This window comes from Pseudomonas sp. ICBG1301 (assembly GCF_016918385.1).
Taxonomy (GTDB): domain Bacteria; phylum Pseudomonadota; class Gammaproteobacteria; order Pseudomonadales; family Pseudomonadaceae; genus Aquipseudomonas; species Aquipseudomonas palleroniana.
Map to the genome: position 1 here is coordinate 126,210 of NZ_JAEKGB010000012.1, position 14,047 is coordinate 140,256.

Sequence of the window (14,047 nt, forward strand, 5' to 3'; positions counted from 1 at the left end):
AAGTTTTTGCCATTTGGAAAAACATAATTTCCAGAAATTCACATCACACACACTTTTAATGTGTAAAAAACGATATGAAAGCAACAAATAATCGCCACAAGTCCGGCGCTACAGCCCCAGAGCCGCAGCCACTGGATCGAACCGACCGCGCGATTCTCAAGGCCCTGCAACGAGATGCCTCCATCTCCAATGTGGCGCTTGCGGAGAAGGTGAAATTGAGTGCCCCGGCCTGCCTCAGGCGTGTCGAGCGGCTCAAGCAGGTCGGCCTGATCAAAGGCATCGTCGCACTGCTGGACAATGACGCGCTGGACGCGGGGATGGTGGTCTTGATCGGTGTCGTGCTGGACCGCTCCACACCGGAATCTTTCGCCGCCTTCGAGGCGGCCGCACAAAAAGTCTCCGGCTGCATGGAATGCCATGTGGTGACGGGAGAGTTCGACTACTTCATGTTGATACGGACCAAGGACAGCAACAGTTTCAACCGGCTCCACGCGGAGCAATTGCTTTACCTGCCCGGCGTTCGCCAGATTCGGTCATTCATGGGGCTGCGCCAGGTCCTGTCGACGACCCAGATTCCGTTTTGAGGCTTGAACCAGATTCGAAAGGCTGCGCGTTTTTCGTTGATCGGCGAGTTCCCGCCAGAACCTGCCTGGAATCTGAGCAAAAAAAAAGCCACTCGATTGAGTGGCTTTTTCTTTGTGTCTGGAGCGGGAAACGAGACTCGAACTCGCGACCCCGACCTTGGCAAGGTCGTGCTCTACCAACTGAGCTATTCCCGCTTGGTGTTGCGCATTCTATAGATTTATCAGAACCCGTCAACCTCTTGATTCAAAAAAGTTTATTTCTTTTCAACGGTAGTGCGCAGATGAGGCCAGGCAGCGCGCAGGTATTGGAGCATGGACCACAGGGTCAGGCCGGCCGCAATCAGCAGCAAGGCGTAGCCAATGAATACCCAGAACGAAAAGTCCGAAGGGTTGGCCAGCAGGATCACCAGGGCGAGCATTTGCGCGGCGGTTTTCCATTTACCCAGGTTCGATACGGCAACATGGGCGCGGGCGCCGATTTCGGCCATCCATTCGCGCAGGGCCGAAACGACGATCTCGCGACCGATGATCACCGCGGCCGGCAAGGTCAGCCACAGGTTACCGTGCTCCTGCACCAGCAGGACCAGGGCCACCGCGACCATGAGCTTGTCTGCCACCGGGTCGAGGAACGCGCCGAACGGCGTGCTCTGTTCCAGGCGGCGGGCCAGGTAGCCATCGAGCCAGTCGGTGGCGGCGGCAAAGGCAAATACCGAACTGGAGGCCGCATAGCTCCATTCGTAAGGTAAATAGAACAGCAAAATAAAAATCGGAATAAGCAGGACGCGTAGAACGGTGATCAGATTAGGGATATTCATCGGCACAACTGGCTACGAGGTGAGAAGGCATTCTATTCGCTGTGCAGATTCGCATAAATCAACTCAGCGAGCTTTTTACTGATACCGGGTGCTTTGGCTATTTCGTCAATGCTGGCACGGGACAGCTCCTGCAAGCCACCAAAATGTTTAAGCAGGTCGCGACGCCGTGTCGGGCCAACCCCCGCCACCCCTTCCAGGGTTGAGGTGCGCCGGGTTTTGCCACGCCGGGCGCGGTGACCGGTAATGGCAAAACGGTGGGCTTCGTCGCGAATCTGTTGAATCAGGTGCAATGCAGGTGAGTCGCCCTTCAAAGTGAACTCATGGGCGGCATCATTCAAGTACAACGTTTCGAAACCGGCCTTTCGCGTGGTGCCCTTGGCCACACCGAGCAGGATCAGGTCGGGCACCGCCAGTTCGTTGAGCACGTCACGCGCCATGGACAACTGGCCCTTGCCGCCATCCACCAGCAGGATGTCGGGCAGCTTGCCCTCGCCGTCCTTCAATTTGCTGAAGCGTCGTGTGAGGGCCTGATGCATGGCGGCGTAGTCATCGCCGGCGGTAACGCCTTCGATGTTGTAGCGCCGGTAATCGGATTTGATCGGCCCTTCCGGCCCGAACACCACACAGGAGGCCACCGTCGCCTCGCCGCTGGAGTGGCTGATGTCGTAGCACTCCAGGCGCTGCGGTGGCTCGTCCAGGTGCAGGACCTCTGCCAGGGCGTCAAAGCGTGCGGCAACATGCTGTCGATTCGCAAGGCGTGCGCCCAGGGCCTGTTCGGCATTGGTCACGGCCAATTGCTGCCAGCGCGCCCGGGTGCCGCGTACCCGATGGCTGATATCCAGCTCACGACCACGCAGCTCGTGGATGGCCTCGATCAGCGTGGGAAAGTCTTCATGCACCACGTTGACGATCAGCTCCGACGGCAAGTCGCGCTCCGGACTGCTGACATAGTACTGGCCCAGGAACGCGGCCATGACTTCGGCGACGTCTTCGTCGATGCCGGTCTGCGGGAAGAAATTCTTGCTGCCCAGCACCCGCCCGCCCCGCACGCTGATCAGGTGCACACAAGCACCGCCCGGGTTGACGAAAGCGGCGATCACATCGACGTCACCGCTGCCGCCTTCCATGCTTTGCTGGTCCTGGACGCGACGCAGCAGAGAGATCTGGTCACGCAGCTCAGCGGCGCGTTCGAAATCCAGGGTATTGGCGGCTTGCTCCATGGAAACCGAGAGCTCATCGGTGAGTGCATTACTGCGCCCCTCAAGGAACATGACGGAATGGCGAACATCCTCGGCATACTCCGCCGGCTCCACCAGGCCCACGCAGGGCGCCTTGCAGCGCTTGATCTGGTATTGCAGGCACGGCCGCGTGCGGTTCTTGTAGAAACTGTCTTCGCACTGACGCACAAAAAAGGTCTTTTGCAGCAAGCTCAGGCTTTCACGAATCGCACCGGCACTCGGGTACGGGCCGAAATACTTGCCCTTCTGCTTCTTCGCGCCCCGGTGAATACTCAGACGTGGGAAGGCGCCGTCAGATAAAAACACGTAGGGGTAGGATTTGTCGTCACGCAGCAGGATGTTATAGGGCGGACGCCATTCCTTGATCAGCGTCTGCTCAAGCAGCAGCGCTTCAGTCTCGTTGGCGGTAATGGTGGTTTCGACCTGGGCGATACGCGCCACCAGCGCAGCGGTTTTCGTCGCGAGACCGGTCTTGCGAAAGTAGCTCGCCAGGCGGTTCTTCAGGTTCTTGGCTTTACCGACATACAGCAGCCGCGCCTCGCTGTCGAACATGCGGTACACGCCGGGGCGGCCACTGCAGGTGGAGAGAAAGGCGCTCGGATCAAACGGTGTGGTCATGTCAGGCGCTGGCGTCCACCATGCCGTGGCGCACCGCGAGCAAGGTCAATTCAACATCACTGCTGATGGCAAGCTTCTCGAAGATACGATAGCGGTAGGTGTTGACGGTTTTTGGCGACAGGCACAGCTTATCGGAGATGGTCTGCACCTTCTGGCAACCCACGATCATCAAGGCGATCTGGATTTCCCGTTCCGAAAGTGCATCAAACGGCGAGTCACTGGTGGGCTGAAACGATTTGATCGCCAACTGCTGGGCGATCTGCGGGCTGATATACCGCTGGCCGGCAAACACCAGGCGAATGGCTTGCACCATCTCCGCCAGGCCCGCGCCCTTGGTCAGGTAGCCCGCCGCGCCTGCTTGAAGCAGGCGTGTTGGAAACGGGTCTTCCTCGCACACGGTCACCACCACGACTTTGATGTCCGGATGGCTGCGCAACAATTTGGTAGTGGCACCAAGACCGCCGATCCCGGGCATCTTGACGTCCATCAAAACCACATCGGGTTTCAACTCCCGGGCCTTGATCAGGGATTCCTCCCCCGATTCGGCCTGGCCGACTACTTGCAGGCCATCGATGTCAGCCAGCATTCGTGTAATGCCTGTACGAACGAGATCATGGTCATCGACTACTAGCACCCTAATCAAGCAGACACCTCGCGATATGGTCTTATAGGTTGCTGAACACCTTAGCAAAAAACCAAGGCGCAGACCTAGCTGCAAGCGTCATATATATAGAGTTTGGATACATAGCGGCCACACAGCGCGACGCGATTAGCGCAGTTTGCTGTGAGAACGGTCAGGATTTACGGGGGTGCGACCTGTTTTTTTCCTGTTCAACCCAACTGAGCGGTCAGGAAGGTGAGCGACAGACCCTTTCCATCCGCCAGAAGCAGCCTTCGTCACCGACGATACTCAAGCCCATGCGCTGATAAAGCCGCCTGGCCGGGTTTGTCTTGAACACGGTCAGGCGCAGCAGGCCCTGCTCGCGAGCCTTCAGCGCCATCTGCGCCAACACCCAACTGCCAGCACCTTGCCCGCGCGCACCGTCGAGCATATGCAACTCGCGGATGTACAGCGCCGCGCTGTCACAACTCACGCTGATAAAGCCCATGACACGCTCATCGCGGCAAACCAGCCAGTTTTCCCGACAGGCCCAAGCGGTATCAAAGCCATTATCCGACCATGACAAACCATACTGCAGGTAATAATGGTTCATCGCCTCGTAGGTCAGGGTCCGGGCAAACAAGCGGTCCTGAGAGGTCGCTTCGCGCAGGTGAAACCCCATGAGGTTGCGCTCCTTCAACTCAAAGGTCGACTGCGTAGCCACTCCAGCCGCCGTCGGTGCGTTGGGCAACCAGGAGTGCATCGCCAACACCCGGCGCGGCAGCCACCAGGCGCCCCTCGGCGTCCCAGATGGCACTGCGACCGGCGCAAGCCCAGCCGCCAGACGGGCCACCGTGGTTGGCCATTAACACCAGCAGGCCATGTTCAACAGCATAGCCCTGGAGCAAGGCACTGTCCGTCGCATAGCCGCCTTCGCTGATCAGCACGCCGGCGGCGTACACACTGGCGCCGGCTTGTGCGGCCTGGCGTGGATGGCTGGCGTGGGAGAAGTCAGCGCAAACCGCCAACGCAATCCGCTCGCTCCCGAACTCAAGCGCCCGGCCACCCTGCCCCGCGACAAATGCCACCTCTTCGCCTGGGTGCAGATGTTGCTTGGTGTAGACCGCCAATGAACCGTCTGCCGCCAACACCAGTGCACCAATCGATACGCCCGCCTCTGGCGCCAGCCGGATCGGCATCCCGACCACCACCGTCAAGCGCAGTTCACGTGCGCTGTCGCGCAGCGGTGCCAGCACCCGATCGTGTGGATCAATCGCCAATGCCGCAGCCAAGGACGGCTCATACCCCGTCAACGACAACTCCGGAAATACCAGGCATTGCACACCACGCTCGGCTGCCGCCTGCATGAAGACCCGGTGCCGTTCGATATTGGCCGCGACATCACCCGCGATGGAAATCGATTGAGCCGCAGCAAGGGTCAAGGCAGTCATGGTTACGTCCAGGCACTCATCAAGGTTCTTTGAGCATATCTCGGCCCATAGTCGTCAGTCCTCTCAGGCAATAGAAATTACTGATTGAATCCACCCGTGCGCCTCTAGTAAGCTCCTTCCATCTTTCGGAGACACACCATGTTGCAACTCACCCACACTCAGGTTTGCCCTGCTGCCAGCGCCCAGCGCTCGGTATCGGCTACCCGTGTGAGCGGTTCGAGCGCAGCTGCAAGCTTTTATTTTGGGTATTGGTTTAGCCACTGGCGCGCCTGATACCTGAAATCGGCGCCCACTACTCAAGAGGTCGCCTACCAGAGAAATCTAAACCCCCGGTCGGCTCCCCGACCGGGGGTTTTGTTTTTTCAGGCCCCACTTATTTTCGGAACACTCAAGGAAAACACGACATGAACTACGCCACCTATTACCGCTACGACACCTGCACTGCCTGGCGATTTAGCAAGCTCCGTTCGGGACAGCCTGCCGCCTCCGATCGGTCACCTCTTGGTGGCAAGCCAACACACGCAGCCAATACGGCCAATTGTCGAACACCCCAGTAGGGCAGAGCGCGCGGGAACAACCCGCCGCTTGCCCAGGAAGCCTTGAATATGAACTCCTCCGTCGCCGCTCTGCCCGTTTCGAACCTGAACAGCGCCAATGAAGCCCTGACTCAGCGTCTGCCCAGCTCCCTGGATTTAAAGCACCAACTGCCTCTCAGCCCGTTCCTCGTTGAACAGATCCACGCCCATCGCCAAGCCGTGCGCGCCATTCTCAATGGCGAAGATTCACGCTTGCTGGTGATTGTCGGCCCGTGTTCGATCCACGACCCGGAATCGGCCATGGAATACGCACGCAATCTGAAAAAGCTCGCCCGGGACGTCAGCGACCAGATGCTGCTGGTGATCCGCGCCTACGTCGAAAAACCGCGCACCACCATCGGCTGGAAAGGCCTGGCCTACGACCCACACCTGGACGGCAGCGATGACATGGCTACCGGCCTCAGCCTGTCCCGCGAACTGATGCGCGAAATGCTGCGCCTGGGCCTGCCGGTCGCTACCGAACTGCTGCAACCCATGGCTGCCGGCTACTTCGATGACCTGCTCAGTTGGGTCGCCATCGGTGCGCGTACCACTGAATCGCAGATCCATCGCGAAATGGCCAGCGGCCTGGGTATGCCCGTGGGCTTCAAGAACGGCACCGACGGCGGCGTCGCGATTGCCTGTGATGCGATGCGCTCGGCGTCTCACCCACACCGCCATTTCGGCGTCGACAGCCAGGGCCATCCGGCGATCATCCAGACCCCCGGCAACCCCGACACGCACCTGGTGCTGCGCGGCGGTCATCGTGGGCCGAACTACGATGCGCAAAGCGTGGCGCAGGTGAAGCACGACCTGGCCAAATCCAAGGTGGCGGCGCGGATCATGGTTGACTGCAGTCATGCCAACAGTGGCAAAGACCCGCTGCGTCAACCCGCCGTATTCAACGACGTGCTGGAGCAGCGCTTGCAGGGCGATACCTCGCTGATCGGCATGATGCTCGAGAGCCATTTGTTCGAAGGCTGCCAACCGCTGAGCGCGGCCATGAAATACGGTGTGTCGGTGACGGATGGTTGCCTGGGTTGGGACGGCACCGAGCAGTTGTTGCGTAGCGCCGCCGAACGTCTGCGCCTGCATCGCAACGCCAACTGACGCCTGCAGGAGCGAGCAAGTCTCAGCCCCCTTACTCCCCCCTGGACTCGGGCTGAGGCTGCGATTCGTGATTTGCAGTCAAGAGTCCTTTTCGGATCAAGCGGTTTTTCCGAAGGAACGACGGGCGGATACTCGGCTTCGTTGTTTATCGCCCTTCAGGAGTTACCGATGTCTATTCCCCAACAACCTGTTCCGGCCTTCGGCCTCGGCACTTTCCGCCTGCAAGGCCAAGTGGTCATCGACTCCGTCAGCACCGGCCTGGAACTGGGTTATCGCGTCATCGATACCGCGCAGATCTACGAGAACGAAGCACAAGTCGGCCAAGCCATCGCCGACAGTGGTGTGCCGCGTGATGAGCTGTTCATCACCAGCAAGATCTGGATCGCCAACTTCGCCGAAGGCCAGTTGATTCCAAGCCTCAAGGAAAGCCTGCGCAAACTGCAGACCGACTATCTGGACCTGACCCTGATTCATTGGCCATCGCCGGAAGACCAGGTGCCCGTCGCCCAATTCATGGAGCAGTTGCTGGAAGCCAAGCGCCTGGGCCTGACACGCCAGATCGGCATTTCCAACTTCACCATCGACCTGATGAAGCAGGCCATTGCCGCAGTGGGCGCAGAGAACATCGCGACCAACCAGATCGAACTCCACCCTTACCTGCAAAACCGCAAGGTGGTGGATTTCGCCACCGCCCATGGCATCCAGATCACCTCGTACATGACCCTGGCCTACGGCGAAGTGTTGAACGACCCGGTAATCCAACAGATTGCCGAACGCCATCAGGCCACCCCGGCGCAAGTCACCCTGGCCTGGGCCATGCAGCTGGGCTACGCAGTGATCCCGTCGTCGACCAAGCGTGCCAACCTGGCAAGCAACCTCAAGGCCCTGCAACTGACCTTGAGCCCAGCCGATATGGCGCAGATTGCCGGCCTCGAACGCGGCCACCGCTTGACCAGCCCTAAGGGCATCGCACCGAAGTGGGACTAGACCCCGGCCACGGGGCGGCGGGATAACTCCCGCAGCCATGGCAACACCCGCAGCCCCTGGGGGGACGCGGGTGGATCGATGATGTCCATGAAGTGTTCAAGATTGACGTTGTCCGGCACACCTGGCAGGCGTACCAGCACCGTCGGCGTTGCGCCGGCGAGCGCTCCCATGTCGAGCTGGTCGTAGACCAGCACATGGCGCACCTGCGGGTTTGGCCCGTCAGCACAGGCCGCCAGCCCCGCATTGATGATTAGCACATCGAAGGGTTCGGCCGGGATGGCCGTCAGGATCTGGACCTCTTCGAAGGTTTGCACCGGCACAATCCGGTGATACCCCAACTGGTTGAGCATTTTTTCGATGTACAGCCTTTGCAGGTGCTGTTCATCGGCAATCAGGATAGTCAGTGCTTTGTTCGGCATGGCAAGCCCCTGGGCTGGCAGTACTCGTCAGTGAGTGCCGACCATTTTCCAGACATACCTCGACGACAAAATCAGGCATGTTCCCCCTTCGCGTAGGAGTTCTCCCAAATCCACCGAATGGCCATCAACTGCGGTCAAGGCCGCTTGCAATGCGCGCTCAGGCCACGCTGCAAATCATCGATCGCATCATCCAGCGCTTTAACCACTGGCCCCAACGCTTCGCGGTCGCGGCGCTCACAGACGGTCGCCAACGCTTCACACCCCTGGATCAGCGTGCGTGCCTTGACCATCCGCGCCCCACCCTTGGCACGATGGGCCAGGTCGTGCAGCCCGGCGAAATCGGCTTTGCGTTGCAGCGTCGACAACAGCGTGCGATCCGCCGCCAGACTGTCGAGCAGTGGCATCAGTAATTCTTCAAGGACATGGGGATCTCCACCCGTCAATGCGGCCAAGGTGCTCAAATCGAACGCGGCCACTTCTGGTTCGCAAAGGCTGGCGGTGAGGGGAGCCAACGCGCTCCGCAGATCCTCGAGCCCCGTGGGCTTGAATAGGCACCCGTCCATGCCGGCCTGCCGACAGCGCTCGGTTTCTTCGGGTTGCGCATTGGCGGTGAAACCCAGCAGCAGGCACGGCGTCAGGCCCTGTGCGCGCTCCTGTGCACGAATGTCCTGCGCCAACTGGTAGCCGTTCTTGAGCGGCATATTGCAGTCCGTGATAACCCCGTCGAAGTGCCCGGCCTGCCACTGCGCCAGCCCTTGAATTCCGTCTTCGGCCGTGGTGATTTGATGCCCCAGGAAATTCAACTGCCGGGCCAGCAGCAGGCGATTGGCCGGGTAGTCGTCCACCACCAGAATGCGCAGCGCCCGGGCCGACGGGGTCTGTACGCCCGCCGGCAGCGCCTGGGCCGGCAATGCAGCGGCCCGCGCCAGCCTCAACGTCACATCGACTCGAGTGCCCTGCCCCAGCACACTGCTCAGGTGCAACTGCCCCCCCATCATTTCACAGAGGCTGCGGCTGATGACCAGCCCGAGGCCAGACCCGCTGCGGGCCGACTGCTCACTGTTGCCGCCCTGGACAAAAGGGTTGAACAGCCGTTGTTGATCCTGGGCACTGATACCGACGCCCGTGTCCTGCACCCACAACTGCACGCTCAAATACTCGCCTTCATCAAGCACCTGGGCACCCATCTTGACCTGGCCCTGCGGGGTGAACTTGATCGCGTTGCTCAGCAAATTGGAGATCACCTGTTTGAAGCGCAGCGGGTCGAGCATCACGATGTGCCCCTTCAGCGGGTCCAACTCAACCTGCAGCACCAACTCCTTGACCCGTGCCAGCCCCTCGAACACCCGCACCACCGAGGCCAGCAACTCATGCAGATTGGCCGGCTGCAATGCCAGTGACAAATGCCCCGACTCGATCCGCGCGATATCGAGGATATCGCCGATCAGCTCCAACATGCCGCGCGAAGCCACCGAGGCCACTTCCAGCGCATCACGATCGGCCCGGCCCTGCTCGGCATTTTTCAGGGCCAGCTCGATCATGCCGATCACCGCGTTCATCGGCGTGCGGATTTCGTGGCTCATCGTCGCCAGAAATGTGGTCTTGGCCCGGTTGGCGGCGTCGGCATCATCCTTGGCCTCCTGCAATTGGCCCAGCAGCCGCTGACGCTCGCTCACATCCAGCCAGCCGGCGATCATGCCCACCACCTTCTCATCACGATCACGGTACGGCAGCATCCACTGGTAGATCGTCAGCACCTCTCCCGTGGGCACCTTGAGTATGCGGTCCTGAATCTGCGGCTCGCCGTCAGCCATCAACCGCAAGTAATCCTCATGGAATGACCGGGCCTGCGGGGGATTGCCCGTGTCGGTTTCCACCACGGTCTTGCCGATCACGTCTTCGAGCTTGAAGCCAAACACATCCAGATAGGCGCTGTTGCAAGCCATCAAGCGCCCCTGTCGGTCACGCACATAAATCGGGTGCGGCGTACCGTCGATCAAGGCGCGCATGAAGATCATCTGATCACTCAACGCCCGCTCGGCCTGCACCCGCTTGCGGATCAAGCTGCGCAGATAAATGGCCCAGCCCAATGTGACCAGCAGCAACAGTGCCGCCAACCCGAAGCCTTGAATGATCGCGTTGCGGTGACGCAACCAGTAACTGTCCTCGATGATGATGTCGTTGCGCCAACGACCTATCAATTCATCCATCTCCTGAGGCGTGATACTCAGCAACGCCTTATCGAGGATCGAGTACAGCTCCAGCTGACTGCGATTGACGCCAAACGTGACGCGAGCCGGCTCGGAGCCAACCGTGCTGGATACCCGCAATCGGTCGCGGTAGTACCGTGCTATGAGGTAGCGCGCACTGATCAGCGAATTGACCGCGCCGTCCACTCCCCCATTGGCTACCAGCGCCATGGCTTGCTCCGGGTTCTCAACGTCGACAAATTCAACCCCCGGGAAATTCTGCGTGATCGCATCACGCAGGCCATTGCCGGGGATCAGCGCCAGGCGTTTGCCCACCATGTCTTCCAGGGTGAGCGGGCTGCGTTCGTCACTGCGCGTGACCAGCACAAAGGGATTGGTGAGATAGGGCCGACTGAAGCGTATCTTCTCGGCACGCTCGACGCTGGGGGTGACCACCGCCAGCATGTCCGCCGCGCCCGTACTGACTTGATCGATCTGCTGCGGCATTGAAGTGCCCGAGACCACATCGAACTTCAAGCCGGTACGCAGGCTGATGCGCGACAACACTTCGGCGCTCAACCCTTCGAATTGCCCGTGCTCATCGAAAAACGACAATGGTACGAATTTGTCGAGCGTCGCGACCTTGACCCGCGGATGTTTCTGCAACCAGCGCTGTTCGCTGGCACTCAGGTGCAAGCGGCCGGTACCGACGATCCCGAGGTTGCCGGCGCTCCAACGACGCAGGATTTCCATCTGCTCGCTCGCCGGAATGACCGCCAGGGCGGTGTCCAGTATGGGCAGCAAACGGGTATTTTCACGGGTGACGGCAAAGGCAAAAGGGTTGACTTCCAGGGCAGAGAAGTCGGCCATGCGCACGTTATTCAGATGGTTGTGGTTGATCAGGTAACTGGTGCTGATGGCATCGCCCAGGTACACATCGGCGTTACCAAACGCCACCGCGCCGAGGGCTTCGACGGTCGAGGGAAACAGCTCCAACCGGGCACGGGGATAGAAGGCCTGCACCGCGGCGGGCTGCATATAGTGATAGAGCATCGCCACGCGTTTGCCGGCCAGGTCGTCACTCAGCGCCTGGCTGTCACCGGTGCGGGTCACCAACGTGGGCTGATCATTGGCATAGGAACGGGACAGGCGCAACTGCGGGTCGGCCGCTTCATAACCATTGGCTGAGCCGAGGAAATCCACGCTGCCTTGTTTGAGCGCCTCAATGACCTCATCACGGGTATCGTAGCGCCGCACCTCAATGGGCATATTCAGGATCTGCCCGATCAAGGCGGCGTAATCGGCAGTGACCCCTTCAAGTTCGTCGTTGTTATTGGTCAAGTCAAAAGGCGCGTAATCCGGGGCGGACACGCCCATCACCAAGGTTCGCCGCTCGCGCAGCCAGCGCAGTTGAGCTTCATCCAGCACCACACTGGCTTGCTCCACCCGCGAATGCCCCAACAGCCGCAGCGTGCGCGGCTCATCGAGAGCGGCCGCGCACAGAGGCAACAGGCTCACCAGCCAGATCGCGGTAAACCTCAAAAACGTGGCGCGGGTCATTTCAGATCAGATGATTGCGTTGGGCAAACTTGGACAGATGCACCACCGATGACATATGCAACTTCTCTTTGAGTCGAGTCTTGTAGGTACTGACGGTCTTGTGGCTCAGCAACAGGTCTTCGGCGATATCCTTGTTGCCCAGGCCCTGGGCGAGTTTTTGCAGCACCATCAATTCGCGGTCTGACAGTGCCTCCACCATGGCCGCCTCCGTCACTTGCAAATCATCGCGACGCACCGAGCTGGTGGCGATACTGGGGAAGCAACTGTAACCGGACATGATCGCCTTGATCGCCTTTTGCAGTTCGTCCAGTTCACCGGTCTTGGCGACAAACCCCATGGCCCCGGCACGCATGCAGCGGGTGGAAAAAAACACCGCCAGGTACGACGTGAGCACCAGGATCTTGCACGGCAAGCCCAGCGACTTGATCCGGCTGATCACTTCCAGCCCCCCCATCTTGGGCATTGCCAGGTCCATGATGATCAGGCTGGGACACTTCTCCCGCGCCAGTTGCATGGCATCCGCACCGTTGCCCGCCTCGTAGATCTCATCGAAACCTTCCAGCTTCAATAGATGCCTGACCGTGGCACGGATAAACGGGTGGTCTTCCGCGATTAACGCTGTGGCCATAAAACTCCCCTAAGTAGACACCCTTTCACATTACGTAGAGCCTCGGCACCTGTGAGAAATGACAGTCCCGACCAACGGTACTGCGCACATTCCAGGCAATCACCAGGCGCTGCCGGCCCCTTCAATTGAAAACACCACGAGCACGCGAAGCCGGACCAAAGGGCCCGTCAGCCGCAAGTGCGCAACCTTAACAACGTAATAACGCCCCATCTGAAAGGATAATCCTAATTGAGTGTAGGACTTTTCCGCGCACAACCTGCCAACCCTTGGACCCGCCGGGTTTTCATAGGAGGCTCAGTCGGTGGTACTCGGGCTCCAAAAGGCCTGCACCACCAGAGTTGACATGGAAATACGCGTCACCAGCGCATCCAATTCATCCCCATCGACCGACGTCGCGACCAGGGTTGCCTCGATTTCCACTTCCTCAGTGCCGAACGGCCGCACGTCGACATCACTGGCTGGGTAATTGCAGCGCGCCAACTCGGCTTCCAGCAACACCATCACCGCCTGTTGCTGGCTGCGCCGCGCAATCACATAGAGAATATTGGTGACCTCTGCCGACACCACATCCAACGGCTGGCGGTTGATGTTATTGACGATCGGCCGCAGCAGCGTGTTGGCCGCCAGTATAAACAGGGTGCCCAGCAGAGCTTCGAGAATCAGGTCGGCGCCGGCACAGGCCCCCACCGCCGCCGAGGCCCAGAGGGTAGCGGCGGTGTTGAGCCCACGCACATTGCCCTCTTCCCGCATGATCACGCCCGCCCCCAGAAAACCGATGCCCGACACCACGTACGCAACCACGCGCACCGCGCCTTCCGCACCTCCGAGGCGGTTGGCCATGTCGACGAAAATCGCCGCCCCCACGGCGACCAGCACGTTGGTACGCAGGCCTGCCGTACGCTGACGGTACTGGCGCTCAAAACCGATCAGGCCGCCCAGAATAAACGCCGCGGTGAGGCTGACCACAGTATCCACGAGGGAGTTGAGGTTGATGTTGTTGATTGCTTGCATAAGGATTCTTCCCTGCTCATTACCCGCCAGAATTACGGATGTGGAAACCCTTCACTACCGGGGCACGGCGTGTCGGCATCAACCCCATACCACAGGTGTGGCAACGGGGTGATGTCAAGGATCGAGCAGTACGCAGCGCCCATCATAAAAGGCAGGCGCATGCGTGGCATCCCGGCGTGAGCCAGGTGCTGATCAGCGTCATGAGAGGGATTCGGGCAGGTGCCAGGACTGGCCGCTGCCGGGATGCCGCTTCTCGCAATC

General features: G+C 60.0%; 13 protein-coding genes and 1 tRNA gene. 3 read left to right on the plus strand and 11 right to left on the minus strand.

All coding sequences use genetic code 11. The features are described from left to right. Window positions 1–74: 74 nt before the first annotated feature. Window positions 75–584 carry an Lrp/AsnC family transcriptional regulator gene (locus JBE38_RS23950; protein ID WP_205345284.1) on the plus strand — a complete coding sequence of 170 codons (510 nt, stop codon included), beginning with the start codon at window positions 75–77 and terminating at the stop codon, window positions 582–584. Between the two features lie 119 nt (window positions 585–703). On the opposite strand, the gene JBE38_RS23955 is transcribed toward JBE38_RS23950, so the two are convergent. The 6 genes from JBE38_RS23955 to JBE38_RS23980 form a co-directional block, all read right to left on the minus strand. Further along, window positions 704–779 (minus strand) — tRNA-Gly (locus JBE38_RS23955). 59 nt (window positions 780–838) lie between these two features. Next, entirely contained in the window at window positions 839–1,399 is a 561-nt protein-coding gene (gene pgsA, locus JBE38_RS23960; RefSeq protein ID WP_060756420.1) for a CDP-diacylglycerol--glycerol-3-phosphate 3-phosphatidyltransferase, read from the minus strand. 32 nt (window positions 1,400–1,431) lie between these two features. Beyond that, window positions 1,432–3,255 carry an excinuclease ABC subunit UvrC gene (gene uvrC, locus JBE38_RS23965; RefSeq protein WP_161550157.1) on the minus strand — a complete coding sequence of 608 codons (1,824 nt, stop codon included), beginning with the start codon at window positions 3,253–3,255 and terminating at the stop codon, window positions 1,432–1,434. Between the two features lies 1 nt (window position 3,256). After that, entirely contained in the window at window positions 3,257–3,898 is a 642-nt protein-coding gene (gene gacA, locus JBE38_RS23970) for a response regulator transcription factor GacA (RefSeq protein WP_003190387.1), read from the minus strand. A 205-nt stretch (window positions 3,899–4,103) separates the two neighbouring features. Further along, window positions 4,104–4,538, minus strand: a complete 435-nt coding sequence (locus JBE38_RS23975) for a GNAT family N-acetyltransferase (RefSeq protein WP_205345285.1) — start codon at window positions 4,536–4,538, stop codon at window positions 4,104–4,106. 19 nt (window positions 4,539–4,557) lie between these two features. Next, window positions 4,558–5,307 carry a carbon-nitrogen hydrolase family protein gene (locus tag JBE38_RS23980; protein WP_205345286.1) on the minus strand — a complete coding sequence of 250 codons (750 nt, stop codon included), beginning with the start codon at window positions 5,305–5,307 and terminating at the stop codon, window positions 4,558–4,560. A gap of 605 nt (window positions 5,308–5,912) precedes the next feature. On the opposite strand from JBE38_RS23980, the gene JBE38_RS23985 reads away from it, so the two are divergent. Together JBE38_RS23985 and dkgB are read left to right on the plus strand one after the other, a co-directional pair. After that, on the plus strand, window positions 5,913–6,992 hold the full coding sequence (locus JBE38_RS23985) for a 3-deoxy-7-phosphoheptulonate synthase (protein ID WP_205345287.1): 1,080 nt from the start codon (window positions 5,913–5,915) through the stop codon (window positions 6,990–6,992). A gap of 168 nt (window positions 6,993–7,160) precedes the next feature. Further along, window positions 7,161–7,979 carry a 2,5-didehydrogluconate reductase DkgB gene (dkgB, locus tag JBE38_RS23990; RefSeq protein ID WP_060756425.1) on the plus strand — a complete coding sequence of 273 codons (819 nt, stop codon included), beginning with the start codon at window positions 7,161–7,163 and terminating at the stop codon, window positions 7,977–7,979. Here dkgB and JBE38_RS23995 read toward each other — a convergent pair. The 5 genes from JBE38_RS23995 to JBE38_RS27840 form a co-directional block, all read right to left on the minus strand. Continuing rightward, window positions 7,976–8,398, minus strand: coding sequence for a hypothetical protein (locus JBE38_RS23995; RefSeq protein WP_060756426.1), 423 nt, complete (start codon window positions 8,396–8,398; stop codon window positions 7,976–7,978). The genes dkgB and JBE38_RS23995 overlap by 4 nt on opposite strands. A gap of 134 nt (window positions 8,399–8,532) precedes the next feature. Next, a complete protein-coding gene (locus JBE38_RS24000) occupies window positions 8,533–12,147 on the minus strand; it encodes a transporter substrate-binding domain-containing protein (RefSeq protein ID WP_205345288.1) in 3,615 nt (1,204 codons plus the stop codon). A 1-nt stretch (window position 12,148) separates the two neighbouring features. Beyond that, window positions 12,149–12,775, minus strand: a complete 627-nt coding sequence (locus JBE38_RS24005) for a response regulator transcription factor (protein ID WP_060756428.1) — start codon at window positions 12,773–12,775, stop codon at window positions 12,149–12,151. A 294-nt stretch (window positions 12,776–13,069) separates the two neighbouring features. Next, complete coding sequence (locus JBE38_RS24010) at window positions 13,070–13,786, minus strand: MgtC/SapB family protein (protein ID WP_205345289.1); 717 nt, start codon at window positions 13,784–13,786, stop codon at window positions 13,070–13,072. A 32-nt stretch (window positions 13,787–13,818) separates the two neighbouring features. Beyond that, window positions 13,819–13,947 (minus strand): hypothetical protein, encoded by a 129-nt coding sequence (locus JBE38_RS27840; RefSeq protein WP_275113256.1) that lies wholly within the window; start codon window positions 13,945–13,947, stop codon window positions 13,819–13,821. Window positions 13,948–14,047 lie beyond the last annotated feature (100 nt).